The sequence below is a fragment of the Brevundimonas sp. EU05-FHT14B11 genome, assembly GCF_058790835.1.
Map to the genome: position 1 here is coordinate 483,189 of NZ_JBYTCY010000002.1, position 25,997 is coordinate 509,185.

Sequence of the window (25,997 nt, forward strand, 5' to 3'; positions counted from 1 at the left end):
CCGACGCCCCGGTTCGGCTAGGCTGCACGTATGAGTCAGAAGCGCCTTTTCCATACCGTATCCGAACAGATCCTGCAGTTGATCGCGGATGAGGGCTACGGCCCTGGCGCGAAGCTGCCGGGCGAGCGCGAGTTGGCGGAGCAGTTCGGCGTCAGCCGCGTCACGGTGCGTGAAGCCGAGGTGGCGCTGCAGGCCCAGGGCAAGCTGGTCATCAAGACGGGTTCCGGCGTCTTCGTTTGCGGCGTCGCGGCCCCCCACGCCCTGCCGACCGTCAGTCCCTTTGAGGTGACGGAGGCCCGCTCCCTATTCGAATCCGAAGCGGCCGCTTTGGCCGCCTCGGTGATCACGCCGGAGGCGCTGGAGCGTCTTGAGTATCTTGTCCGGTCGATGGACGGGAGCAATCCCGACCTGGACGCCGACGCCGCCGACCGGGAGTTTCACCGGGTCATCGCGGCGTCCGCCAACAATGTCGCCGTTTTGCACACCATTGAAACCCTGTGGCGCATGCGGACCGAGCAGCCGCAGGTGATGGCCGCTCATAAGGCGATCTGCGAGATCGACGACTCCTCCCGGGTCGAGGAGCACATGGCCATTCTCCATGCTCTTCAGGCGCGCGATCCGTCGGGCGCCCGGCGCGCCATGCGCGCCCACTTCAACCGCCTTCTATCGGCCATGCTAGACGCCAGCGCGGCCCAGGCGCAGCAGGAGCTGGAACGCCAGACGGCGGCCAGCCGCGAACGGTTCCTGATCAGCACCCGAGCAGTCTAGCGACAATCGACCGGACCAATTGGTCTGTAATCTATACCGGTTTTTCAGAACCAAGTGGTTGGCGCGGCCGGTTCTTACTGTTAGCGTCCCCCTGTCGGCCGCAGAGCCGTCAGCGAGTCCGCGTCAAGCCGGACCGAATGGGAGGCGAGAATGTTTGCCAGATGGGCGGCCGCCGCGGCCGTATTGCTTTGGGCGGGAGCCGCCACAGCCCAGACCTCTACCGTGGTCAACGATCCGCAGGCGTATCAGCGGGCCGTTCGCGCCGCGAAACCGGGCGACACCATCGTCCTGGCGGACGGCGTATGGACCGACTTCCAGATCTTGTTCGACGCCGAGGGGCAGCCGGGCCGCCCCATCACCCTGACGGCCCAGACCCCGGGGCGGGTCATTCTGTCGGGGCAATCCAATTTGCGCATGGCCGGTCGGCAGCTGGTGGTGTCGAACCTGGTCTTTCGTGACGGCTACTCACCGACCGGCGAGGTGATCTCGTTCCGCCGTTCGCGGGATCGTCGCGCGGTGGAGAGCCGCGTCACCGGCGTGGTCATCGACGGCTTCAACAAGCCGGATCGCGGGACCTCGGACAACTGGGTGGCCCTGTACGGCTCGCACAATCGCTTCGACCACAACCATCTGACGGGCAAAACCAATCTGGGCACCACCCTGGTCATCGTCCGCGACGAGCAGCAGGGGCTCGATAACCGGCACCGCATCGACCACAACTATTTCGGCCCGCGCCCGAACCTGGGCTCGAATGGCGGCGAGACGATCCGCGTCGGCTCCAGCGCCGACTCCCTGTCGGCATCGAACACCGTGGTCGAGAACAACTGGTTCGAGGGCTGCGACGGCGAGGTGGAGATCGTCTCCAACAAGTCGGGCGGCAACACCTACCGCGGCAATGTCTTCTTCCAGTCGCGCGGGGCCCTGGTGCTGCGTCACGGCGCCGGAAATCTGGTCGAGTCCAACGTCTTCATCGGCGGAAACAAGCCGCACACCGGCGGCATACGCATCATCAACGGAAACCAGACCGTCCGGAACAACTACATGGAAGGCCTGGCGGGCGACGGCTTCGGCTCGGCCTTCAGCATCATGTACGGCGTGCCGGACTCGCCGATCAACCGCTACCATCAGGTGGACAATGCGGTGATCGAGAACAACACCATCATCGGCGCGCGCAGCATCTTCCTGGGCGCCGGCATGGATGAGGAGCGGTCGGCCGCGCCGATCAACAGCCGCTTCGCCAACAACCTGATCGTCGCCGCGGACGGCCGCCGCGATCCAGTACGTGTTCTGGGCGATCTGTCCGGCATCGCCTTCGCGGGAAACATCCAGAGCCCGGCGGTATCGGACAGCCTGACCCGGGGCTTCGAGGGCCGCGCGGTCACCCTGACCCGCGGACCCGGCGGGCTTCTGGTCCCGAACGGGCTTGACGGCGTCGGCGCCTCGCGGGACCTGCGCATCGTGGCCCGAGGCGGCACGGGGGTGGACTGGTATCCCAAGCACGGCCAGCAACCCCGTCTGGACACCGGCGGGGAGGTGGCGGTGCCGCCCGGCGAGGGCGCTCTGGCCGATGCGGCCGAAGCCGCCGCGCCCGGCGCTGTACTGACCCTGGCCGCGGGACGCTATTCGGTCGATCGCACCATCCTCGTCGACGCCCCGCTGACGGTGCGAGGACCCGCCGAGGGTGAGGCCGAGATCTCCTTCTCCCGTCCGGCGCTGTTCCAACTCCAACGGGGCGGCTCGCTGAAGCTGTCGCGCGTGGCCGTCACCGGGCGCGACGCGCCCGACGAGGTCGGCAATGCGGTGATCAGAGTCGCGGCCGGTTCGAACGCCGCCAATTTCGAGATCATCGTCGAGGACAGCCGGGTCTCGGATCTGATCGTCAATCGAGGGTTCGATGTCATCGCCCTGGGCAAGGGCAGCATGGCGGATCGGGTGCTGCTCAAGGGCGTCACGGTGGACAACGTCAGCGGCGCGGTCGTTTCAGCCGCCGCCGAAACCGACGACCGTGGGACCTACAACGTCGAGACGATCCGGATAGAAGGCGGGACCTTTCGCCGGGTCGGCGGGCCGGTTGTCGACCTGTATCGCGGCGGTACGGACGAGAGCACCTTTGGGCCGCGCCTGTCGGTGACCGACGCGGTCTTCGACAAGGCGGGGTCCGTCACCACCCCCGCCTTGTTGATGCGCGGGGTCCAGTTCGCCGAGGTTACGGGCAACCGGCTGACCGACAGCGGCGCCATTCGCTTCAGCCATCGTGTCGGTGAACCCGTACTGGTCGTTCGCGACAACCAGTTGGTGCGCACGCCGCCGCTTGAGTCCGACGTCGCCTCGGTGGCGGTCCTGCCGGAGACTTTGTGATGATCCTCAGGCTTTCCCTGTCGGCCCTGCTGCTGGCCGGAGCGGTGACAGGCGCGACGCCTGCCGCAGCCGCTGCGGTCCCGTCCGCCGTGGTCCAGGCCCGGACGGCGACGACGCCCGTATTGACCAGTCCCGACGACTGGCGGCGCATGGCCGAGGCCGGCGGTCAGTATCCCATGTTCGCCGCCGAGCAGGCGCGGGTCGAACGGATGGTGCGCGCCGCCATGGGTCGCGAGATCGACGTGCCGGTCCCGCGCGATCCGGGCGGCGGCTATACCCATGAACAGCACAAGCGGAACTATCAGGCGATCTATAACGCCGGGGCCTTGTACCGCCTGACCGGCGATCGCGCCTACGCCGACTTCGCGCGCGACCTGCTGCTGAAGTACGCCGATCTGTATCCGACCCTGGGCGCCCACCCGGCCGGACGCGGCCAGATTCCGGGCCGCATCTTCTGGCAGACGCTGAACGACTCCGTCTGGCTGGTCTATTCGATCCAGGGCTATGACGCGATCCGCGAGACGCTGAGCGCCGAGGACCGTGAGAAGATCGACGGCCAGGTCTTCCGCCGCATGGCGCGTTTCCTGTCGGACGAGACGCCGAACAATTTCGAGCGCATCCACAACCACGCCACCTGGGCCGTCGCCGCCGTCGGCATGACCGGCTACGTCCTGCGCGACGCCGAGATGTCCGAGAAGGCCTTGATGGGTCTAAAAAGGGATGGCTCGGCCGGCTTCATCGCCCAGATCAATCAACTGTTCTCGCCGGACGGCTACTACGAGGAAGGGCCGTACTATCAGCGCTATGCGTTGGCGCCCTTTATCATTTTCGCGCGGACGATCGAACAGAACGACCCGGAACGCGGCATCTTCAACCACCGTGACGGCGTGCTGTTGAAGGCCGTCGACGCGGTGATCCAGTCCAGCTACGGCGGCTACTTCATCCCCATCAACGACGCGATCCTGGACAAGGGGCTGGACACCGAGGAACTGGTGACCGGCGTGGCCGTCGCCTATGCGCGATCGCAGGACTCCGGCCTGCTGTCCATCGCTGAGCGGCAAGGGCGCACCCTGCTGTCGCCGGACGGCCTGCGCGTGGCCCAGGGCGTGGCGGAAGGCCGGGCGCGTCCGTTCGACTTCCGCTCGATTCTGTTGCGCGACGGCGCCGACGGCGCGCACGGCGGCCTGGGCATCCTGCGCGAGAACGGCGAGGACGGTCAGGCCCTCGTGTTCAAGGCCACGGCCATGGGCATGGGCCACGGCCATTTCGACAAGCTGAACTGGCTCTTCTACGACAACGGCCAGCGGGTGGTGACCGACTACGGCGCCGCGCGATTCCTGAACATCGAGGCCAAGGCGGGCGGCATCTATCTGCCGGAGAACAACAGCTGGGCCAAGGCGACCGTCGCGCACAACACCCTGGTGGTGAACGAACGCAACCAGTTCGGCGGCGACTGGCGCATCGGCGAGGATCGGGCGCCTGAAGTGCTGTTCTTCGAAACGGGGGAGGGGACCCAGATCGTTTCCGCCCGCCAGACAGGGGCCTATGACGGCGTGGTCTTCACCCGCACCCAGGCGCTGGTCGAGCATCCGGATCTGGGCCTGCCGATCGTCATCGACCTGTTGCGGGCCACCAGTTCGACGGCGGCGCGGTTCGACCTGCCGCTGCACTACAACGGCCACATCATGAACGTCGGCTTCGAAGCTCAACGGGCCGTGGCCGAGCGGCCGGTGCTCGGCCGCGCCGACGGCTATCAGCACCTGTGGGTCGACGCCTCCACGGCGGCGGCGGAGCAGACCCGAAGCCTGACTTGGTTACTGGACGGCCGCTTCTACACCTGGCGCTTCGGAGCCAGCGCGCCGTCGCGCGCCATCCTCGCCGAAAGCGGCGCCAACGACCCCAGCTTCAACCTGCGTCGCGAGCCGCTGTTGATCCAGCGTGTCGACGGCCAGTCCGAGGTGTCCTTCTTCGGCGTGCTCGAGCCGCACGGTCGCTACGACGGCACGGCCGAGACGGTGACCGGCGCCGACAGCCGCATTCAGGACGTCAAACGGGTGCGCGGCGACGGGGCGGAGGTGATCGTCCTGACACTGGCCTCGGGCAAGACCCTGGCCCTGGGCATAGCCGACGATGTGACGGCGGGCGTGGCCCATTCGGTCTCGGCCGACGGGCAGACCTGGCGCTGGAGCGGCCCCTGGGCCCGACTGGATCGATAGAGAGGCCGGCGCGCAGGCGACCGACCCGTGACGGGAGTGCGAGAGTGATGCAGAAACGATCCGCAGTGCGGTGGCTGATCATCGGCCTCATCGCCGTGGCCACGGTGATCAACTACATCGACCGCAACGCCCTGGCGGTGATGTGGCCGGAGATCGCCGACGACATCGGCGCGACCAAGGAGGACTACGCCCTTCTGGTCACCGTGTTCATGCTGTTCTACGCGGCCGGCCAGTTCGTCTTCGGCCGGTTGTTCGACAAGATCGGCACCCGGATGGGCTTCGCCCTGTCGATCGGGGTCTGGTCGATCTCGATCGCCCTGCACGCCGTCGCCAACTCGATCACCTCTTTTGGCGTCTTCCGCGCCGTGCTGGGCGTCAGCGAGGCCGGCGCCTGGCCGGGCGCGGTCAAGGCGAACGCAGAGTGGTTCCCCCCCAGGGAACGCGCCTTCGCCCAAGGCATCTTTAACGCCGGCGCCTCGATCGGCGCCATCATCTCGGCGCCGCTGATCGCCTTGCTGTTCATGTGGTTGGGCTGGAAGGGCACCTTCATCCTTGTCGGCGCCCTGGGCTTCATCTGGTTGCTGCCCTGGCTGGTTATCTACCGCGCGGGTCCGGACAAGCATCCTTGGGTCAGCGAGGCCGAACGGGTCCTGATCCTGGACGCCCCGGCCGACGCCGGCGGCCCGGTCGGTCCGATCTACACCCCGACGCTGAAGCAGATGATGTCCCATCGCCAGAGCTGGGGCCTAGTCCTCTCGCGCTTCTTCCTGGACCCGATCTGGTGGCTCTTCGTGTCCTGGCTGCCGATCTATCTGGCCGAGACCTTCAACTTCGACATCAAGCAGATCGGCATCTTCGCCTGGGTGCCCTTTGTCGGCGCGATGATCGGCAGCCTGTCCGGCGGCTGGCTGTCGGGCAAGCTGATCGCGTCGGGCTGGAGCGCCGACCGCGCCCGCAAGTGGGTCATCACCCTGGGCTGCGTCATCATGGCGCCGGCGCTGCTGGGGGCCGTCCTGGCGACCGACCCGACCCTGGCGGTGCTGACCATCGCGGTGGTTCTGTTCGGCTTCCAGGTCGCCATCGGCAACATCCAGACCATTCCGGGCGACCTGTTCCACGGCAAGTCCGTGGGGTCGCTGGCCGGCGTCGGCGGCATGGCGGCCGTGGCCGGGACCCTGATCACCACCTGGCTGGTGCCGACGATGACCAAGGTCTCCTACGCCCCGATCTTCATCCTGGTGGCGTCGCTCATCCCGCTGAGCCTGATCGCGATCTGGTGGATCACCGGACCGGTCCGGAAGCTGGACGCTCCAGACAGCGAGACGTCCGGCGCCCGGGCTCCGGGCGACCAGGCCTGACAGCGTTTCCAATCCCTTCTTCCCTTAGGACCACGACAGACATGACGTTCAAGAACAAGGTGGCCATCGTCACCGGTGGCGGCCGCGACATCGGCCGGGCCGTTTCACTTCAACTGGCGGCTGAGGGGGCGAAGGTCTGCATCAACTTCGCCAATGACGAAGCCAGCGCGCAGGAAACTCTGCGCCTGATTCAGGAGGCCGGCGGCGAAGCGATCCTGCACCGCGCCGACGTCACGGACGCCGCGGCCGTGGACGGGCTGGTCGCCGCGACCCAGGCGGCTTTCGGCCGCAAGATCGACGTGCTGGTCAACACGGCCGGCGGCATGGTGGCGCGCAAGCCGCTGGCCGAGATCGACGAAGGCTTCTTCCACACGGTCATGGACCTGAACCTGAAGTCGGTCTTCCTGACCACAAAGGCCGTGGTTCCGCACATGGAGGCGGGCGCCGCCATCGTGAACTTCGCCTCGCTGGCCGGCCGTGACGGCGGCGGTCCCGGCGCGGCGATCTACGCCACGTCGAAGGCCGCTGTGATGACCTTCACCCGCTCGATGGCCAAGGAACTGGGCCCCAGGGGCATTCGTGTGAACGCCCTGTGCTGCGGCATGATCTCGACCCGTTTCCATGACGACTTCACCAAGCCCGAAGTCCGCCAGGCCGTGGCGAACGGCACGCCGCTGCGTCGCGAAGGGCGTCCTGAGGAAGCCGCCGCGACGGCGGTGTTCCTGGCGTCCGACGCGGCCGGCTTCATGACCGGCGCCAACGTCGACGTGAACGGCGGAACCTTCTTCTCTTGATCCTGAACGCCGAGGGGTGCTGACGATGCGTGGTATGATGACGGCCGTGGCGTGCGCCGCCGCCCTGGTCCTTGCGGCCGGCCCGGTCCGAGCCCAGGCCGCTTCCGGCGAGCCGGTCTGGGTCGCGGCCTGGACCGCTTCGGCGGCCCCGGACCGCAAGGATGGAACGCCCGAGGCGCCGGTGCTGTTCAACGCACAGACCGTGCGTCAGGATATGCGGATGGGGACTTCGGCGACCGCCCTTCGGTTCCGTGTCACCAACGAATTGGGCGTCGCCCCCCTGCACCTCGATGACCTGTCCGCGCGCCTGACGAACGGGCAAGGCGCCGTCGTGCCCGTCACCTTCGGCGGCCGAAGCGAGGTGGTCATCCCGGTCGGGGCGGCCTGGATCAGCGATCCGGTCGCGCTGACGGTGCCGGCGTTCGGCGACGTATCACTGAGCATCCACTTCCCGGAGGCGACCCAGCCGGCCGTGCGTCGCACGCCGGTGCGGATCGTCGAGGGGCGTGGCGACGTGCCGGACGGCGCCCGCGTCGTCCGCCGTCAGAACGTCATCTCAGCCGTCTACGCCCAGCGTGACAGCGCCCCGACCGTGGTGGTCGCCTTGGGCGATTCCATCACCGAGGGGGCGACGGCGACGCTGGACGCGCACCGGGAGTGGACCAGCCTTCTGGCGCGCCGCTTCGAGGCGACCTGCCCGGGCCAAATCGTCGTGCTGAACCAGGGCATCAGCGGCAACCGGCTGATGGACCACGGCCGCAGCCATTCCGCCCTCGCGCGGTTGGACCGTGACATCATGGCCCTGCCGCAGGTCGACTATGTGATCCTGCTCGAGGGCATCAACGATATCCGTCACAACGGCGATCCGGCCCGCCCGGGACGAAACGCGGCGGACATGATCCTCGGCTACCGTCAGGTGGTCAGTCGGTTGCATGACCGGAATATCCGCGTCATGGGCGGCACCTTGACGCCCTTCGAGGGCTCCGAGCGCTATGAGCCGGTGTCCGAGGGCACGCGGCAGGCGCTGAACCGCTTCATCCGCGAGGACGGGGTGTTCGACGGGGTGATCGACTTCGACGCCGCTGTCCGCGACCCGGCCAAACCGGAGGGCTTCCGCGAGGGGACCAGCCGCGACGACCGCCTTCATCCGAGCGATGAAGGTTATCGTCTGATGGCCGAGAGCATCGATCTGGCCCTGTTCGGCTGCCGCCCGGCATGAAGGATCCGATGACCGGCTGGGCGGTCCCGGCCGCCGAAGGCCGGGCCTGGGACTGTGTCGCTCTGGGCGAAGTCATGCTGCGCCTCGATCCAGGCGAGGACCGGGTGCGTAGCGCCCGTGCCTTCAACGTCTGGGAAGGCGGCGGCGAGTACAATGTCGCGCGCGGCCTGAGCCGCACCTTCCGCCGTCCGACCGCGGTGCTGACAGCCCTGCCGCGCAATGAACTGGGCGTGTTGACCGAGTCCCTGATCGCCTCGGCGCGGGTCGATGTCCGTCATGTCCTGTGGCGCGAGTGGGACGGCATCGGACGGAACACCCGCGTGGGGCTGAACTTCACCGAGCGGGGGTTTGGCGTCCGGGCGCCCCTGGGCGTGTCGGACCGGGCCAACTCCGCCGCCTCGGCCCTGACGCCCGAGGATTTCGACTGGGATGCCCTGTTCGGCTCCGGCGGCGCGCGTTGGCTGCACACCGGCGGCATCTTCGCGGCTCTGTCGGAGAGCACGGCGCGCACCGCCGTCGCGGCGGTGAAGGCGGCGCGTCGGCATGGGGTGCCGGTCTCCTACGACCTGAACCATCGCGCCAGCCTGTGGAACAGCCATCCCGATCCATCGGCGGCGCGCGAGGTGAACCGCTGCATCATCGCCGAGGCCGACCTGCTGTTCGGCGATGACCATGGACTGCGCGCCTGTCTGGGGCTGGCCGACGATTGGGCCGGTCGCCGCGGCTGGCCGACGGATCCCGCGCCCCCGGCTAGGGCGGCCACTCTGGCTTTCGGCATGTTCCCGAACCTGAAGGGCGTCGCCTATACGCTGCGCGATCCGCGCAGCGCTTCGGCGAACAGCTGGCAGGGCGTCTTCCATGACCGGATCGATCGGCACGTCTCGGTGCTGCGATCCGATCTGGAAATCCTAGATCGGGTGGGCGGCGGCGACGCCTTCGCCTCGGGCGTCATCCACGCCCTGCTGAACGGCGAGGACGGACGGCGCGCCGCCGAACTCGGTGCAGCCCACGGCGCCCTGGCCATGACCACGCCCGGCGACAACGCCAATGTCGGTGAGGACGAGGTCGAGGCCCTGGTCCGCGGCGACAAGGCCGCCGCCCGGCGCTGAGTGGAGGCGGAGAGGTTCGGAGCAAGAGGCCCGAAGCCATCCGGCGCGCCCGAACGGCCGGCGTTGGTCACGGGCCGGCCGAGCCCTTCCAGCTCCGCCTGGAGCCGGACCGGAAGGGCCGCCCCCGGGGCGCAGGCCGTAGCCGGCGGTCAGGGAGTCGCCGAGCAGGGTCAGCCGGGACGGCTCAAGCGGCCAAGGTTCGCAGCTCGAGCGGCTCCGAGCAGAAGCCAAAGGCGGGATTGGCCAACACCGAGACCGCGCGTTCGCCGTCATAAAGGGCGATGGTCTCGAACGCCGGCCAGAGCTCGGCCAGCCGGGCGAGTTCCGCGCGCGCCGCCTCGTCGTCCGCCGCGCCGAGAGCCGCGATCTCGCGGACCGGCGCGCCTGGCAGGTTGACGATGCAATAGTAGGACATCACGCCACTCTCTTTCACGACGGCGCCGGAAACGGCGGACCCCGTCCAAGGTTCCCTGCCGAGTGAAAGCGGGCAGGGCGACAACGGGCGCGGGTCGCACGCCGCCGACAGCGCTAAGGGCTCCGCCCCCTCGCGCCAGCCAGGGCGAAGCGGCTGCGCCGTCGGACCGGCGGGTCCGACGGGCCCTAGCTATCCTGGTCTCGCCGACGGGCAGGGTTTCAGGCGCGGTTCGTGTGCCTGAAACCATGTAGTCATAGAGAGCCGACGGCCGTAAGCGGCTCAGGTCGCCCGCTCACGGGGCAGGCGGTCAGCATGTTGAAGGCGTCGATCGAGATGGTCATCTCCCGGCGGAGCCAGGTGGTGAAAGCGTGCTCCGCGGCGCTCTGAACCTGGCGGCGTACCTCCGGCTCGACCCGCTATGGCTGAACTCGCCCAACGCCATCGGCCTTGCTGAAGACAAGCCGCGACAGCTGCGCGCGGCGCAGCGGCTCGGGTTCCAGATTCCCCACGGCATGGTCACCAATGATCCCAATCGGCTCGCCGCCTTCGTGGAGAGCGGTGCCAGCATCGCCAAGCCCCTACGTGAAGCGCTTCTCGACGGTGCCGAGGAAGCGGTGATGTTTACCTCGCGGCTGGATCGGGCGGAAGCGCGTGACGCAGGCAGCATTCGCGCTGCGCCGTTGATCCTGCAGCGTGAGATTACCAAGACGACGGACCTTCGCGTGACCGTGGTGGGCGAGCGCGTCTTCGCCGCCGCCATCGACTCTCAAGACCAGCCCGAGGCCGTCGTAGATTGGCGTCGCGGGGCCTCACGCGATCTGCCGCACAAAGCGATCAGCTTGCCGCCAGACGTGGTCGCCAAATGCATTGAGCTCGTCGCCGAGCTTGGCCTGACCTATGGCGCGATCGATCTCGTTGAAGACCGAAGTGGTGACTACTGGTTTCTCGAGTGCAATCCCAACGGACAGTGGGCCTGGATCGAGACCCGTACCGGCCTTCCGATCGCATCCGCGATCGTCGATCATCTAGCGAGCCGCGTAGCATGAACTTGCGCGAGTTCTTCTGGCCCATCCTCGAAGCGGACGGTGAAGCCGAGGACGCTGAGCGGCTTCGGATTGATCTCGATCGAATCGAGACCGATCCCATTGAGGACGACCTCGACACCCTTATCGAAGAGGCGCGCCTTCTGGCGGCCTCAGAATTAGAGCGACGGCGCACAGTGGAAGCCCGCGCCAACACCTATCTAGCGATCGCGGGGGTACTGACACCTGTTCTCGCAGCGGTCACGCCGGCGACTTTAGGCCGGGACGGCGACCTCGTTCGAACATTGGTCACGCTAATACTGTTCGTCGCGGCTGGGGCCTATCTGTTCCAGAGCGGGCGATGGGCATTTCGATGCCTTGAGGTCGGCATCGCATCGCGACTGGATGCGGTGGATCTCCTGTCCCGGTGGGCGGGTCCCGACCGCAAGGCCGCCCTCATCCGCGGCAAGTTCACCAGCGTCCGCCGGGATCGTGCCCGCATCAACTTCAAGGTCACGTGTGTGAAGATGGCCCATGTGTTCGCGGTGCGCGCCTTCGCCGTCTTCTTGATCGCCATCGGCTGCCGCTATGCTTGGGAACCGATGATGGCCATCGTTTCTGAGCGACCTGTCCCGACTGTGACGGCGGACAAGACTAGCTTCTGACCGGGTTAGTGCAGCCGTGCTGCGGACATGGTGGATCTGCCAAACGAATGTCCGCCTTTCGGCGGCGGTCCGATGTCTGAAACTGACTCATAGCGGCCGTCGCGCAGGTCCGCTTATGGCGACACCGAGAGCCCTCCAACGATTTTGGCTCTTGTCGCGGTCGAAATCATCAACTGAAGTGTAGCGCTTTGAGGACGGCCCGCGCCCATCGCGCGTCCGGACGTGACTCTGGCCTCCTTGCAGACCGTCCTTTGCAACGCGCTCACGGCCCGGGTCCAGTCAAGGTTCAATCTGGAGCAATTGACCCGGCACCGGTTCCGCCAATCCGAGGCTTCGAGCAGTGCCTGTTCGCCGACCGATTGGCCCTTGTCACCTCTCACGTCGCGGTCTTCGATCCCGACCGCTATTGGCCCGACAGCGCCCGGCGATACGTGGGCCGGACGGTCTTCACCAAACATCTGCATTCGGGGCGGATCGGAGCCTTCGACAGCAGTGCGCGGTCGCGATCGACATTCATCCGAAGGTCAAACGATGGGTTCGCAACCTCGTGCGTCGGTCTTATGCGTTCCGACTGGCGACATCGAAAGACTGATTCTATCCGGACTTCGTCGCTGGGCTGACGGACAGGGTCCTCGTCGTCGAATACAAGGACGCCATGCTGGCCGACGCGGGCGACACCCACTAGACGCGGTTGATCGGTGAGCGTTGGGCGCGCGCTTCGGGAGATCAGTGTCTCTTCGTCATGGTCGAGGATCGCGAGTACGGCGCGATCGACCGAACAATGCGGCGACGATCACAGGTCGTGGGTGACCTCGCTCGCCCTTTCTCCTACGGTCGTATCCACGGGCGTGGTCCGGCAGGCGCGGAGGTCGACGAGTTGGCTTTTCGGTCGCCCGCCCGCTGTTCCCGGCGGTGCGGTGTTTTCTAATGACGGTGTGTAAGACGTGGCGGACGGCCAGCTGACCAATCCAGTGATGTCGGAGGAGAAGACGCCGGGCTTCGTGGTCCGGTCGACGACGCCGCGAGGCGCAATCAAGCGCGTGTCGCTTACAGCGCGTGATGGCTCGACCTTTCAGATCGACCTGCATCGGTTCGCCATGGTCGGCCCCGGCGACGTCATTGAGGTGAGGCAGGGCGTTGAGCGGCTGATCGCCTGTCGGGCCGAGAGCGGCGCGAAAAGCATCGTGCTGACGCCCGTCTTCGAGGCCACCGAGACGATCGATTTCGCCGGCGACAAGGTTGAGGCGCGCGTCTCTGAAATCACGACCGCCGCGGAGATGGCTGATTTCGCCTATCTTGAGGGCTTCCATTACCGCGGCACAAACCTCTCCGGCGGTCCTGGAGCGCCGAAGAAGAAGGGGCTCGGCGGGCGGCGCGCGGTTCTAATGCTGCAATTGAAGCTCGGATCAGACTGGCGAACCGTCGGCTACATCGAGCTGCAGATGCCGTTGATGATGGCCAAGCCGCGGCACCGCGCCTTCTCGAGCCAGTTCGATCACCCGACCTTGGATGTTTCCTGGGAGACCTGGAAAAAAGGCGGGCAGTCGCTCGTCAACCGCATCGCGAGAATCGCGCGCGTCGTAGTGCACCCCGAGTATCGAGGCGCCGCTCTCGCCGGTCCGCTCGTTCGGAACGCGATCCGATTCGCGCGAGACCGCTGGCACATCGCCGGTCAGAAATGTCTGTTCCTCGAGATCTCCGCGGAGATGTTGAAGCACATCGATTTCGTGTCCTCTTCAGGGTTCACCTACCTCGGCGAGACTGAGGGCAATCGCGCGCGGCTGGCCAAAGATCTGACCAGCATGGAAAACGGAGCGTCGGGTGTTTCAGGGATTATGAGCCTACAGCGGAAGTACCACAGCCTCTTCAATAAATATCGCGCGGGTTCGGGTGAGGATCCAGTCTCCCTCATCGCCAAGATCGGCTATGTGGTGAAGTCGGACGATTCATGGGCCAGCATGGATGTGTCGGAATGGCTGGCGCTCAGGCCGATCGTGCGGTCCCCGATCCCCTATTACATGATCGGCCTCGATGAATATTCCAACGCCTATGTGAAGAAGGCCCGCATCGACCTCCCGAACCGTGCTCAGTCCAAGCCCAATGTTGCTCGCGTCGATCTGCAGGTACGGGCTCTGGAGGTCTGGTCGAACTATCAGGTCCCCATCACTCCCCAGACCCGGATGATCATGGACGGCTTCGGCATCGTCGATGACACCGTGTCCCTAAAGCTCATCGGTCCAATCGATTTCAGCGCCGCGCCCGGCTCTGTCACCTTCGTCGCCGGCGCCAGCGGCTGCGGCAAGAGCATGCTGCTAAGCGCGCTCGACCCAGCCTGGCGGCAGGACACCGCCAAGGTGACGGGAGAGGTTACGCCGAAGGATTACCGCGCGGGATGGTTGCGCCCTCTCCCCGAAGATCGGCCGATCTTCGAGGTCTTGGCCGAGCCTTTCGGGCCGGAGCGTACCTTCCACGCCCTTGCGCGAGTGGGGTTGAGCGAAGCCCTATTGTTCTTGAAACCCTATTGGATGCTGAGCCGAGGTCAGCGATACCGCGCCATGTTGGCGAACCTCATGCTGCAGGACGATCCGGTCTGGCTGATCGACGAGTTCTGCTCTGACCTTGATCCCATTTCGGCGCGGATCGTCGCCCAGCGCCTGCGTGAAATCGTCAAGAAGGAAGGCCGGATCGCCATTGTGGCGGCCGCAAACCATGGTCATTTTCTCAAGGCGTTGAAGCCGTCCCAAGTGATCCATCTGTCGACCAGCGGCAGTGGAACCCGCAGGACATGGCGGGAGCAGCTGGATGCCATTTAGCACTAAGATTTCAGAGGCGTTCGGGCTGACGATTGATACGAGCCCCTATGTCACGCTCGATCCGCTGGTAAAGCAGACCTATGTCTCCAAGGGGCGAAACATCATCTTCGGACGCCAGAGCGTCAACGCTGAGGCGAGCGATCTCCTATACCTCGGCAAGGTGCTCGAGTCCGGGACGGGAACCAGCTATCTCGGATCCGACGCCTGGCTCGACACCAGCTTTCCGCACGTGGTCTACATCACCGGCACGCGGGGAAGCGGCAAGAGCGTCGACCTAGGCATCCTGATCGAGGGCCTGTCCAAGCTGAAGGCCGCCTCGCCCGTGCAGCGAGACGTCACGCCGATCGCGTCTTTTCTGATCGATACCCAAAGCCAGTTCTGGACCCTGCGCTTTTCGCCGAAAGACGACCTGCCCATCCATGCCGCCCAAAAGGCGGCCTTGGATGAGTGGAACCTTTCGCCATCTGAACTCGCAGACGTGAAGTTCTACGTCCCGCCCGGAGCCACCCGGTTTCTCGGTGATGAAGAGCCGCTGCAGATCCGCCCGAAGGATGTTCTCCACGAAGAGTGGTGCAGCCTCTTGGGCCAAGAGATCTATGGCCCGCAGGGGCATGTCCTCGCCAAGACCCTCGAGAGGTTCGCCGGCTCAAACTATTCCGTTGAGGAGATGATCACCTACATCGCTTCGGCCGCCAACTGGCCGGGGGTCGCAGAGGCGTCCAGGAACGTCCTTCAATATCGGCTCGAGGATTACCAGCGGACCGGCCTGTTTTCGAAAGACGGGCTCGACATTTCAGAGCTTCTCGTCGGAGGGCGCTGCAATGTCTTCATGCTCAGGGAACTGAGGGATGAGGACAAGGCGCTGGTGACCGCCATCCTGGCGCGCCAGTTGTTCACGACCATGGGGCGCTTCCATCAACGGCGCCGGGTCGATGAGTTCTTCTCGACCGGCGAGCAGGCTGAGAACTTCCCGAGCCGCGTGTGGCTGTTGATCGACGAAGCCCATGTCGTCTGCCCAAGCCAGGGCTCGTCTCCCGGGCGCGCGGCGCTTGTCGAATATGTGAAGCGCGGGCGAGATGCTGGTCTGTCGTTGGTCTTGGCCACTCAGCAACCCTCGGCCGTGGACGATCGTGTCCTTAGCCAAGTCAACATCTCGCTTGCGCACAGACTGAGTTTCTCCAGCGACATCGCGGCCTCCATCAGTCGCATCCCGACCAAGACACTCTCAGCCATGCGGGTCAGCGCCACCAAGCTCACAGATTTCGGGGACATGGTGCGGTTGCTCGACGCCGGTCAGTGCTTCATCGGCGATCAAGGCACGAGCCGCGTGGTGTTGCTTCAAATGCGTCCGAGGATCACGGCCCATGCTGGCTACAGCCCCCTCTAGCGACTTCACGCCCTTCATACGCAAGATCGGTTATTCGGTCGGGCTGGAGTTTTTACTCGATCGCGTGAGAGCCTTCGGCGTCGCCTATGGCGACGCCGAGGTCTTCGGCTACGGGGATGTCGTGCGTCTGGTCCAACAGGACTGGCGTCTGAAGACCCTCAATGTGCTCGACGTCCTTCGAAGCCTCGGCGTCGTCTCGGTGAAGAATGGAGAGGTCGCCGTTCTTGAAATGGGCGATGCGCTTGGGGTGACCTGGCGCGATAGGGACAATATTGATTACGAAAGCGCTTCGGCCTTCTACCTCACCCACGCGATCGTCTCGGCCGATGGCGACATCTTCCTGAACGCCTTGGCGTCCGGTTTCGATGAAGAGGGATTCCGTCAAAGCATTGAACGGATGATCGAGCACAAGTGGAGCATCCTCGAGGAGCGCTTCTCTACGGCGGATCTTCGCAGGAGGTTTTACAAAGCTGTGAACATCGAGCTTCAGTCCAACAACAGCGGCAGCCGCGGCGGTCAGGGCCGCGGTCTTGGGTTGCCGCCCGTGGGCTCACCACTCGGTCAGGGGCTACTGTCTGGCACCGTCTCCCGTCCGGCCATTCACCTCAGCGCCGACTATCTCAGGAAGACGCTCGTCACTCGTCGCGCCTGGGCGCTCGCCCTAGGCCTCGCGGACGCGACGGGCAGTCCGACGGCCCGGGGCCGCCAGTTGTTGGATGTGGTGAGCGACGCCGGCTTCGGCGGACCCTCTTGCATCGCAATGTGGCCTCTAGACCATGAGGTCGATCCGACCGGGATCGGCTCAGGAAACTACTATCCAAGGTTGGATTCCTGGTCATTCATGGTAGTGATTGCGCGGGGCCTGGACCTGATCGGCGAACCCGTGCCGTGGGGGGCAGGCGTGCATGAGCGGGCGATCAATGACGTCGAGCGTTGGTTCTCCCTCTACTGGTCGATTAATCAATCCAAACGGATGATTCGCAATCAGATGCTGGGGCGGGTATTGTACCGACTTGAGATCGCCAAAAGCCTAGGCCAAGCGCCCCTGCCTTTACCGGCGGTGTTTGACAAAGAGATGCAATCCGACAGCCCTCGGTTAACCGCGCGTCGGTCCAGAGAAGCTGAACTCGCGATCGCACTTCGCTAATCAATGACGCTGTTCATCTGCCGCGAATTCCTGGCTGATCTGATCTCTCATCCTGAGCCGTCTTTCGCCAAGCGTGCGCTGAAGAAGTTGGTCGACCGAAAGGGCGATTTCCTGCCCATCATGGATGACGATCATCGGCATGATGGCGTGGACGACGCGTGGATTCGATACATCAGCACAGGCAATAGCGCCTATCGGCTGATCTTCTTACGCAAGGATGACGACATCTACGCCTACCGCGCGGGCGAACATAAGATCTCCGATCACCTCAAGACGCCGAAAAATCTCTCCGAGGCGACGAAGGTCGTTGCGGCGCCGGACACCGAGATCGATCTCGGCGATCCTCGCCTCGGAGATACGCGCTTCTTAGGCTCGCTTCACCCGCGAAAGCTGGCTCAGGTCTATGCCGAAAGGGCCCTGGTCCCGCATCGCAGTCTGATCCTCGTCTCGCCCTCGATATCGAGCACTCTGTTGAGCCCCACGGGCCTCGTGGGCGAGTTGATCGACCGGGTGTTGTGGCGAGACGGGGCGGTCACCCTGCTGACGCGGCCGCCAGAGAAGAACCAGCTCTGGGAGTTCGAAGAACTGGCTCGCCGGAAGATCGATGTGCGGTTCCATTCGTCCATCAATGCGCGCCTGAGTTTGATGGAGGTCGATCCCGACCTCGTCCTGGAGGAGGGGAGTTCCGCCGCTAACGCCGCGATCATAGGATCGGCTGAACTGTTGGAACCCGCATTTGCGCTCGGTAGTCACGGGACCACGGACGAATTGTGCTACGAGGTGCCGAGTTCAGACTACGATGACGCCTTTGAGTATTGTCTACGGCTCGTGGACGAGGCCACCGATATCGTCACCTACCGCCGTTTGCATTCTTAGATGGAGCCTTCGATGATCGACCACGCGACCTTCTATGCGAAGTGCAATCTATTGGACAATCCGTTCCGGTCGAACGCCACCTTCGATGACGATCCCCGTCTGTCCATTTGGGCCGGCTATGAGAAGGAGCGCGGCCTGCTCGAGCGGTTCCTCGCGCGGTCTCGGGCGGAGCAGGTCGGCAATACCAATTTCCTGCTTTTGTACGGCGACTTCGGTACCGGGAAATCCCATGCCCTTCTGTGGGCCGCGCAGTGGCTGAGGAACTATAGCCAGGACCTGAAGTCCGCTGCCTACCTCATTCCCACGCTGAAAAAAGATCGCGGGCGTCTGACCTTCGCGGGGGCCTTCAAAGACGACCTGTTGGCTAAGACGACGCTCGCAGACGACGTCATCGCCTACCAGCAGTTTCTGATGCGATGCATTTCCCAATACATCGACGAGCACGCTCTCGGCGCTGACGCTAACAATGAAGACGTTATCGAGAAGCTCCTACCGTCTGTAGAGCTGTATAATTTTGCCAAGAAACTATACGCGTGCAAAGGCAAGTCCGAAGTGCTTGCGCTCTTGGCACCCAAGGATCTTTCAGACTACCAAGCCATGACGGCGTTCACGCGCATCGTGAATCTGTTTGTTCACGAGATGCGCTTCAAGAATGAGACGAAGCGGTTCCGGCAATCGGTTCATCTGCTGATCGACGAAGTCGATGTCCTGAGAGCGGCACCGTCCAAGGAGGTCTTGGACGTCAACGATCTCCTGCGCCACATCTACGATGGCTGCCCAAACTGCTTCGGTCTGGTGGTCGCCATGTCTGTGGTGCAAGAGGTCGTGCCGATGATCCTGACGGAATACGTCCTCGGCCGGGTCAATCGTCAGATCGAGTTCGCGGTGCTCGACAAGGCCGCCGCAACCAGTTTTGCGATCAAGATCATGGACGAATGGCGTGTCGATTCCACCCTCATGGATCAGACCGGCGCATTCCCGTTCACGCCCGAAGCGATCGACGGCTTGGTGGGGCAGATCTCCTTCCGCACGCCTCGGAAGGTCGTGAACTCGATGCAGCAGGCCATCGAAGAAGCGCGGCTCGTCGATCTCGATCCGAGTGTGAAGCCGATCACCATTCAGGATCTGGACGATAACGGGATCGTCGACAGCATCTTCGGCGACAACCGCTGACAAGAACGGTTCTGCCCGCAAGCGCGGCCTCCATCCTTGCGGGCTATCAGCGGCAATGATTTGGACATTTTTTCCCAGATCGGATCATCATCAAGCATGGCTTCAATCCGAATCTACAGTCAGCCCAGTCGGCTGTACCGATACCGCCCGCTCAATGATCAGAAGATTGAACGCGAGATTCGTTCAATCATTGACGGGTACATCTACTGTCCGCTGCACAAGCAGCTCAACGACCCGATGGAAGGAGCGCATTCCGAAAGCGCGCTCCTGCAGAAGGCCGAGTCCTATCAGGTCTCTAAAGCTGAAGTCGAAGGCGCGTTGAACCAGCTAGGGATTGCCTCATTCTCTGAGACTAATATCAGCGAGCCGATGTGGGCCCATTATGCCGACGAGTTTCGCGGAATCTGCATCGCGTACAATTTTCGGAAATTGTTAGCGGAGCTCAGTGATGACCATCAGTTTGTTAAGATGGCATACAATGAAAAGCCTCCGGTTTTGCTGAAGGATAGGAAGACGGCGGACGAGCGAGCTCGGATGGTGCTTTCAACGAAAGCGCTTCGATGGGCACCGGAGCGAGAATGGCGGCTTATCCGCTCAGCGTCTGGACGGGCCGGCTATCGCAGCCAAAATTGCATCTCCGCGATTTATATGGGCTCCCGCATCGACAAGGCGCATGTGCAAGCCATCCGCGGAGCAATCAGCAGGACGAAAATCCCACTCTACTCGATGAAAATCGACCAGTACGAAATCGCCTACACGACGAACTTAGTCATCCGCCGAATGACCAAAGATGCCAGGGACAAACACGCTTGAGCCGCAAGCGCACGCCCCGGCAGCATGTCCGCTCTCCGGCCTCCTTTGAGTGTCCGCTCCTGGCGCGTTGCGGACATTGGGCGGGGAGGGGGCTTAGAATATCAGGATCATGTCTCGTTCTGCACGATGAGAAACCTGTGGGCGAATATATGCTCTCTCGATCAAATCGACTTTGGTGCCAAGCGCTTCGACGAGTTGGCGTTGAATGCGCGACTGATCGATCAGAGAGAAATGCTCAATAGCGCTTGGCGCAAGGTCAAACGCCAAGTCGACGTCCGAGAAGTCGTCCTGGGTCTCCCGTGCGACGGATCCAAAAAAGACAGATCGCTGAGACGCCTTGCCCTCTAAGCGAAAGCTCCAGCTGCTTCACTATGACGATGACGTCGGCTCTGCGCATTCGTCAGCATCCCACGAAGCAAACAGCAGCGACACCACCCATACGGGCGCGCTAATTGTGAGCCATCTGAGACAGAAACAACGGGCAGAACGGGGACAAGAATGGGTTTGCCCAACAATTATGGCTCGGCACAGGAGAAGCCGACACGCGGTCGCGCATATCTTTTATCGCCTAAGATATATTATGCGAAATAAGGGTTGGAATTTGAGATCGATTTGAGGCATTCCGTGGATTTCACAAGGCTCTAGCTGAAAATTTGCAGAAACCGTCTCAGCGGATTCTTACCGCGCGCGAGCCTGCAGGCGGGCTGCGAGGCTCGAGGTGTCCCAGCGGGCGCCGCCCAGGGCCTGAACTTCGGAATAGAATTGATCGACCAGCGCGGTCAGCGCCAGGTGGCTGCCGTTGGCGCGGGCTTCGTCCAGGACCAGGCCCAGATCCTTGCGCATCCAGTCGACGGCGAAGCCGAACTCGAACTCGCCCCTGGCCATGGTCTTCCAGCGGTTGTCCATCTGCCAGGACTGCGCTGCGCCCTTGGATACGGCGTCATAGACGGCGTCGGTGTCGAGGCCCGCGCGCTCGGCGAAATGCACCGCCTCGGCCAGGCCCTGGACGACGCCGGCGATGCAGATCTGGTTGACCATCTTGGTTAATTGGCCCGCGCCGGACGGCCCCATGTGCTTGACCGCCTTCGAATAGGCCATCAGCGCCGGCTCGACCCGCGACAGGGCCCCGGCGTCGCCGCCCGCCATGACGCTGAGCTGGCCGTTCTCGGCGCCCGCCTGGCCGCCGGATACCGGGGCGTCGATGAAGAAGGCCCCCTGCCCCGCCGCCAGGTCCGACATCTCGCGCGCCACCTTCGCCGAGGTCGTGGTGTGGTCGACGATCACCGCGCCCCTGGCCAGATGCGGCAGGGCTTCCGTCACGACCTGGCGCACGTCGTCGTCGTTGCCGACACACAGCACGAACAGTTCAGCGCCGACCGCGGCCTCCGCCACCGTGGCGGCGAAGGCGCCGCCATGGGCGTCCGCCCAGGTCCGGGCCTTGTCCGGGGAACGGTTGTAGCCCGCCACCGCATGGCCCGCGGCGACCAGATGGCGCGCCATCGGTCCGCCCATGACGCCCAGGCCTGCGAAACCGGTCTTCATTCGTCCACTCCAAGGGATCCGTAGCGACCGCGCCAGAAGGTCAGGGCGTCGCCGTCCGAGGCGGAAAAGGCCTCGACCCGGCCGATGACGACCATGTGGTCGCCCATCTGGATGCGGTCATGCACGGTGCATTCGAACCGGGCCAGCGCCTCGGGCAGGCACGGCGGGCCGTCCAGGCGGCGTTCGAACTCGCCGGGCTCCAGCAGGGCCACGCCCCGGGCGAAGCGCGCGGCCGTCTCGCGGTCCGTGGCGGGCAGGATGTGAACGGCGAATCGCTCGGCGGCGGCGAATACCGGCCAGCGTTCCGACCGCTCGTCGATGCACCACAGCAGCAGGCGCGGCTCCAGCGACACCGAGGTGAAGGAATTGATGGTCAGGCCCAGCGGCCCTTGGGGGCTGTCGGCGGTGACCACGCAGACGCCGGTGGCGAACGCGCCCAGCGCCCGGCGATAGGCCAGGGTCTCGTCGGTCGGGTGTTCCGGAGGCGGTTCAAGCGTCACGTCCCCGACCTAGGGGGCCGCGCCCGGCAAAACAAGCGCCGTCTGAGCAAGGCGCCGTATGGGAAACGTCGCCTTAACCCTGTTGCTTCAAACCTCGATCAGTTTCGCCGGTTGAGGCCCGTATTCCATGTCCATGAGCGATCGTCCGATCCTCATCAAGAAGATCAAGAAGGGTGGCCACGGCGGCCACCACGGCGGCGCGTGGAAAGTCGCCTACGCCGACTTCGTGACCGCGATGATGGCCTTCTTCCTGCTGATGTGGCTGATCAATACGACCGATCCGGAGCAGAAGCGCGGCATCGCCGAATACTTCGCCCCCGCCAGCGTGTCGGCGACGACCTCGGGCTCGGGCGGCATCCTGGGAGGAACCTCGCTGGGCGACGACGGCGCCAAGTCGTCGGGGTCCAACTCGGTCATCACCCAGCTGGCGCCGGAAGCGCCGCAGGATCCGGCCGAACAGGCGGGGCAAAGCTCGGATCTGACGGGCGCCAGCGAGGCGCAGCTGCGCGAGGAGATCGCCCGCCGAGAGGCCGCCGACTTCGCCTCGGCCGCCGAATCCCTGCGTCAGGCCATGCAGTCGATGCCGGAGCTGGCCGAGCTGTCGAAACAGCTGATCATCGACCAGACGCCGGAGGGCCTGCGCATCCAGCTGGTCGATCAGGAAGGCCGCTCAATGTTCGAGCAGAACTCCTCGCGCCCGAACGCCCGCGCCCAGGTCTTGCTGCGCGCCATCGCCCGGGTCATCAACCAGCTGCCCAACCGGATCTCCATCACCGGCCACACCTCGGCGGCGCCGGGGTCGAACCGGGCGACCGGCCCGAACGACTGGACCCTGTCGGCCGAGCGGGCCAACGCCTCGCGGCTGGTGCTGCAGGCGGCGGGCGTCGATCCGGACCGCGTCTACCAGGTCTCGGGCAAGGCGGGTTCGGACCCCCTCTATCCCGACGATCCGACCCTGGCGGGCAACCGCCGGATCGCCATCGTGCTGCTGCGCGAGGCGCCGGTCCTGCCCACGGACACCAGCCTGTGACCGCCCGCCCGTCACGACCGGTTCGGGTGACGGGCGAACGGGCTTGCGCTGCGCTGCAACACGGGGCCAAATCCCGTCATGGACAGGTCGCCCGAATTCGGACCGGATTGGATGCGGACCTAGACGCGTGACCCGGTTCGTTCCCCAGCGCCAGCTTCGCTTCTACATGACCTCGGTCGCGCCGTGCCCCTATCTGCCGGGCCAGACCGAGCGGAAGGTGTTCGCCAACCTGCCGTTCAGCGAGGGCGCCCACGTCAATGACGAGCTGACCCAGGCCGGTTTCCGCCGCAGCCAGAACATCGCCTACCGCCCCGCCTGTGAGACCTGCGACGCCTGTGTCTCCGTGCGCGTGCCGGTCGCCGAGTTCGCCTTCTCCCGCTCGCAGCGGCGGGTGCTGAAACGCAACGAGAGCCTGTCGCGCGATCTCGTCGAGGCCGAGGCCACGGCCGAACAGTTCGATCTGCTGCGCCGCTACCTCGCCGCCCGCCATTCCGAGGGCGGCATGAACGGCATGGGCTGGGCCGACTATGTGGCCATGGTCGAGGATACGGCCGTGCGCACCCATGTGATCGAATACCGGGCGCCCTCCTCCGACGGCGGGCCGGGCGATCTGGTCGGCGTCTGCCTGACCGACCTGCTCTCCGACGGCTTGTCGATGGTCTACAGCTTCTTCGATCCGATGCTGGAGGACCGTAGTCCGGGCCGGTTCGCCATCCTGGATCACATCCGGCAGGCGGCGTCCGTGGGCCTGCCGTACGTCTATCTCGGCTACTGGGTCCGCGGGTCGCAGAAGATGGACTACAAGGCCGGCTTCCGGCCGATGGAACAGCTGACCCGGCTGGGTTGGGAACGGCTGACCGACGAAGCGGTCAGGCCTTCCGAAGGCGGACCGGGGAACGATCACCCCGCCTGATGACGCCCTTGGCTTCCAGGTCCAGCTGAACGCATTTCGCCCACCAGCCCGCCGTGGCCCCGCCGGGGAACAAATCCTGCGGCAGGTCGCCCTTCAGCGCGGAAAGGATCTCCGCCGGCGTCGCCCCGGGTTCGCTGGGCGGCACGGCTTTCAGATAGGCGGCCCGCATCGCCTCGTACTTGTCGGCGTCCACGGACTGGACCGAGCCGGGGCTGGTGAAATTCTCGACCTCGATCTTCCGCTTCGCCATCGGCGGTTCCAGTTCAGGTTATGGGGACCGAGGTGCTTGCGGAGAAGGATGAGCCATAGGCCTCCTCGCCCGTCCAAGGACCGGGGTCGCGCCCTCCTCCGAACCGGATCAGGGCGTCTATACGCTTCTGGATCGGCGGATGGCTGGCGAACATGCCTTCCAGCCCGACGCCGTCCGGCTGGTTGTCCAGGAACAGCTGCTGCAGCTCGTCCGGCCCCTTCAGGCTGGAGCGGCCCTCGACCTTGCGCAGTGCCGAGATCATGGCGTCGGGGTTTTTGGTCAATTCGACCGCGCCGGCGTCGGCCACATACTCGCGGGTCCTCGACAGCATCATGCGGATGACGATGGCCAGGACGAAGCCGACCACGGCGAACGCGATGCCGATCAGGATCAACGGCATGGCGTTCTTGTTGTCCTCGCGCCGCCGTCCGCCGCCGGAATAGAGCAAGGCCCGGAACACCAGCTCGGCCAGCACGCTGATAATCCCCGCGAAGATCGAGGCGATCACCATGGTCCGCACGTCCTTGTTGATGACGTGGGTCAGTTCGTGAGCCAGCACGGCCTCCAGCTCGTCGCGGGTCAGGCTCTGCACCAGTCCGCGCGTGACGGTGATGCTGTACTGCCCCTCGTGCAGACCGGTGGCGAAGGCGTTCAGGCTGTCGTTGTCGATGACCCGCAGCGTCGGCGTGCGCAGGCCGCGCGAAATCGAAAGATTCTCAAGCAGATTATAGAGTTCCGGCTCGGTCCTGCGTTCGACTTTCCGCGCGCCGGTCAGCATGTCGACCATGGTCTGGCTGCCGAAATAGGCGATGGCGAACCAGACGGCGGCGACGACGAGGGCGAGCGGAATGGTCGCCCCCAGCCAGGAGGCGGCCAGGGCCATGTCGTCGCCCAACGCCTTGCCGGAGCCCGGCAGGACACCCAGCCCCATGAGAATGAGCTGGATGCCGTAGATGATGCCGATCAGCAGGATGGGGAAGGTCACCAGCAGGATGACCGACCGCGTGTTGTTCGCCCAGATGTGGGTCTGGAGCCCGACGGCGCCCATGATCGGTTCTTAGAACTTCACCTGCGGCGGGGCGGCGTTCATGGCGGCGCGGTCGCCCTCGCCCACGTCGAAGAAGGGCTTGTCCGAAGCGAAGCCGAACAGGCCGGCGAACAGGACGGTCGGGAACTGGCGGCGCACGGCGTTGAACTCGCCGACCGCATTGTTGAAGAAGCGGCGGGCCGCGGCCAGCTTGTTCTCGATGTCCGACAGTTCAGCCGACAGCTGCTGGAAATTGGTGTTGGCCTTCAGGTCCGGATAGGCCTCCGACACGGCGAACAGGCGGCCCAGGGCGCCGGTCAGCATGTTTTCGGCCTGCACCTTGTCGTTGACCGAAGTGGCCCCGGCGGCGGCGGCGCGCGCCTGGGTCACGGCGTCCAGGGTGCCGCGCTCGTGGGTGGCGTAGCCCTTCACCGTCTCGACCAGGTTCGGGATCAGGTCCTGACGCTGCTTCAGCTGCACGTCGATGTCGGCGAACGACTGGTCCGCGCGCTGGTCCAGGGCGACGAGCTTGTTGTAGCCGCCGACGACGACAAACAGCAGCACCAGAACGACGACGCCGATGATGATCCAGGTGATCATTG

Annotated in this window: 23 protein-coding genes and 1 pseudogene; 17 read left to right on the top strand and 7 right to left on the bottom strand. The window is 64.8% G+C overall.

What is annotated here, in order from left to right; translation table 11 throughout:
• Positions 1-30: 30 nt before the first annotated feature.
• The 7 genes from AC3WRV_RS09830 (at position 31) to AC3WRV_RS09860 (ending at position 9,822) form a co-directional block, all read left to right on the top strand.
• Positions 31-768 carry a FadR/GntR family transcriptional regulator gene (locus AC3WRV_RS09830; RefSeq protein ID WP_291832401.1) on the top strand — a complete coding sequence of 246 codons (738 nt, stop codon included), beginning with the start codon at positions 31-33 and terminating at the stop codon, positions 766-768.
• Between the two features lie 150 nt (positions 769-918).
• Positions 919-3,126, top strand: coding sequence for a polysaccharide lyase 6 family protein (locus AC3WRV_RS09835; protein WP_492313093.1), 2,208 nt, complete (start codon positions 919-921; stop codon positions 3,124-3,126).
• Positions 3,126-5,342, top strand: coding sequence for an alginate lyase family protein (locus tag AC3WRV_RS09840; protein WP_492313094.1), 2,217 nt, complete (start codon positions 3,126-3,128; stop codon positions 5,340-5,342). Before AC3WRV_RS09835 ends, AC3WRV_RS09840 begins: the two co-directional genes overlap by 1 nt.
• A 47-nt stretch (positions 5,343-5,389) precedes the next feature.
• Positions 5,390-6,700 (top strand): MFS transporter, encoded by a 1,311-nt coding sequence (locus tag AC3WRV_RS09845; RefSeq protein WP_492313095.1) that lies wholly within the window; start codon positions 5,390-5,392, stop codon positions 6,698-6,700.
• A 41-nt stretch (positions 6,701-6,741) separates the two neighbouring features.
• Complete coding sequence (locus AC3WRV_RS09850) at positions 6,742-7,494, top strand: SDR family NAD(P)-dependent oxidoreductase (protein WP_291832393.1); 753 nt, start codon at positions 6,742-6,744, stop codon at positions 7,492-7,494.
• A 25-nt stretch (positions 7,495-7,519) separates the two neighbouring features.
• Positions 7,520-8,713, top strand: coding sequence for an SGNH/GDSL hydrolase family protein (locus tag AC3WRV_RS09855; RefSeq protein WP_492313096.1), 1,194 nt, complete (start codon positions 7,520-7,522; stop codon positions 8,711-8,713).
• A gap of 8 nt (positions 8,714-8,721) precedes the next feature.
• Positions 8,722-9,822 (top strand): sugar kinase, encoded by a 1,101-nt coding sequence (locus AC3WRV_RS09860; RefSeq protein WP_492313097.1) that lies wholly within the window; start codon positions 8,722-8,724, stop codon positions 9,820-9,822.
• A 184-nt stretch (positions 9,823-10,006) separates the two neighbouring features.
• Here the strand turns inward: AC3WRV_RS09860 and AC3WRV_RS09865 are convergent, their stop codons facing one another.
• On the bottom strand, positions 10,007-10,237 hold the full coding sequence (locus AC3WRV_RS09865; RefSeq protein ID WP_492313601.1) for a hypothetical protein: 231 nt from the start codon (positions 10,235-10,237) through the stop codon (positions 10,007-10,009).
• 368 nt (positions 10,238-10,605) lie between these two features.
• Between AC3WRV_RS09865 and AC3WRV_RS09870 the strand changes: the two genes are divergently transcribed.
• From AC3WRV_RS09870 to AC3WRV_RS09905, 8 genes are all read left to right on the top strand, one after another.
• Positions 10,606-11,283, top strand: a complete 678-nt coding sequence (locus AC3WRV_RS09870; RefSeq protein ID WP_492313098.1) for an MvdC/MvdD family ATP grasp protein — start codon at positions 10,606-10,608, stop codon at positions 11,281-11,283.
• Between the two features lie 2 nt (positions 11,284-11,285).
• A complete protein-coding gene (locus AC3WRV_RS09875) occupies positions 11,286-11,924 on the top strand; it encodes a hypothetical protein (RefSeq protein WP_492313099.1) in 639 nt (212 codons plus the stop codon).
• Between the two features lie 944 nt (positions 11,925-12,868).
• On the top strand, positions 12,869-14,737 hold the full coding sequence (locus tag AC3WRV_RS09880) for an ATP-binding cassette domain-containing protein (protein ID WP_492313100.1): 1,869 nt from the start codon (positions 12,869-12,871) through the stop codon (positions 14,735-14,737).
• A complete protein-coding gene (locus tag AC3WRV_RS09885) occupies positions 14,727-16,124 on the top strand; it encodes an ATP-binding protein (RefSeq protein ID WP_492313101.1) in 1,398 nt (465 codons plus the stop codon). The genes AC3WRV_RS09880 and AC3WRV_RS09885 overlap by 11 nt, the downstream gene beginning before the upstream one ends.
• Positions 16,102-17,271 carry a hypothetical protein gene (locus AC3WRV_RS09890; RefSeq protein ID WP_492313102.1) on the top strand — a complete coding sequence of 390 codons (1,170 nt, stop codon included), beginning with the start codon at positions 16,102-16,104 and terminating at the stop codon, positions 17,269-17,271. The genes AC3WRV_RS09885 and AC3WRV_RS09890 overlap by 23 nt, the downstream gene beginning before the upstream one ends.
• A 3-nt stretch (positions 17,272-17,274) precedes the next feature.
• Positions 17,275-18,147, top strand: a complete 873-nt coding sequence (locus tag AC3WRV_RS09895) for a hypothetical protein (RefSeq protein ID WP_492313103.1) — start codon at positions 17,275-17,277, stop codon at positions 18,145-18,147.
• Between the two features lie 12 nt (positions 18,148-18,159).
• A complete protein-coding gene (locus AC3WRV_RS09900; RefSeq protein WP_492313104.1) occupies positions 18,160-19,320 on the top strand; it encodes a hypothetical protein in 1,161 nt (386 codons plus the stop codon).
• A 36-nt stretch (positions 19,321-19,356) separates the two neighbouring features.
• On the top strand, positions 19,357-20,133 hold the full coding sequence (locus AC3WRV_RS09905) for a DUF2971 domain-containing protein (protein ID WP_492313105.1): 777 nt from the start codon (positions 19,357-19,359) through the stop codon (positions 20,131-20,133).
• 93 nt (positions 20,134-20,226) lie between these two features.
• On the opposite strand, the pseudogene AC3WRV_RS09910 reads toward AC3WRV_RS09905, so the two are convergent.
• The 3 genes and pseudogenes from AC3WRV_RS09910 to AC3WRV_RS09920 all read right to left on the bottom strand — a co-directional run.
• A pseudogene (locus AC3WRV_RS09910) lies at positions 20,227-20,451 on the bottom strand (nucleotidyltransferase family protein); the annotation flags it as partial.
• A gap of 360 nt (positions 20,452-20,811) precedes the next feature.
• The gene (locus tag AC3WRV_RS09915) at positions 20,812-21,675 is read right to left on the bottom strand and encodes an NAD(P)-dependent oxidoreductase (protein WP_492313106.1); all 864 of its coding nucleotides are present in this window, start codon (positions 21,673-21,675) and stop codon (positions 20,812-20,814) included.
• Positions 21,672-22,175 (bottom strand): flavin reductase family protein, encoded by a 504-nt coding sequence (locus AC3WRV_RS09920; protein WP_492313107.1) that lies wholly within the window; start codon positions 22,173-22,175, stop codon positions 21,672-21,674. The genes AC3WRV_RS09915 and AC3WRV_RS09920 overlap by 4 nt, the downstream gene beginning before the upstream one ends.
• A gap of 127 nt (positions 22,176-22,302) precedes the next feature.
• On the opposite strand from AC3WRV_RS09920, the gene AC3WRV_RS09925 reads away from it, so the two are divergent.
• Complete coding sequence (locus AC3WRV_RS09925) at positions 22,303-23,205, top strand: flagellar motor protein MotB (RefSeq protein ID WP_492313108.1); 903 nt, start codon at positions 22,303-22,305, stop codon at positions 23,203-23,205.
• A gap of 127 nt (positions 23,206-23,332) precedes the next feature.
• Entirely contained in the window at positions 23,333-24,118 is a 786-nt protein-coding gene (locus AC3WRV_RS09930; RefSeq protein WP_492313109.1) for an arginyltransferase, read from the top strand.
• Here the strand turns inward: AC3WRV_RS09930 and AC3WRV_RS09935 are convergent.
• From AC3WRV_RS09935 to AC3WRV_RS09945, 3 genes are read right to left on the bottom strand one after another with little or no spacing between them, the layout of a single operon-like run.
• Positions 24,075-24,368, bottom strand: coding sequence for a DUF6958 family protein (locus tag AC3WRV_RS09935; RefSeq protein ID WP_492313110.1), 294 nt, complete (start codon positions 24,366-24,368; stop codon positions 24,075-24,077). The genes AC3WRV_RS09930 and AC3WRV_RS09935 overlap by 44 nt on opposite strands.
• Positions 24,369-24,381: 13 nt before the next feature.
• Positions 24,382-25,416 carry a M48 family metallopeptidase gene (locus tag AC3WRV_RS09940; RefSeq protein WP_492313111.1) on the bottom strand — a complete coding sequence of 345 codons (1,035 nt, stop codon included), beginning with the start codon at positions 25,414-25,416 and terminating at the stop codon, positions 24,382-24,384.
• A 9-nt stretch (positions 25,417-25,425) separates the two neighbouring features.
• Positions 25,426-25,995 carry a LemA family protein gene (locus AC3WRV_RS09945; protein ID WP_492313112.1) on the bottom strand — a complete coding sequence of 190 codons (570 nt, stop codon included), beginning with the start codon at positions 25,993-25,995 and terminating at the stop codon, positions 25,426-25,428.
• Positions 25,996-25,997 lie beyond the last annotated feature (2 nt).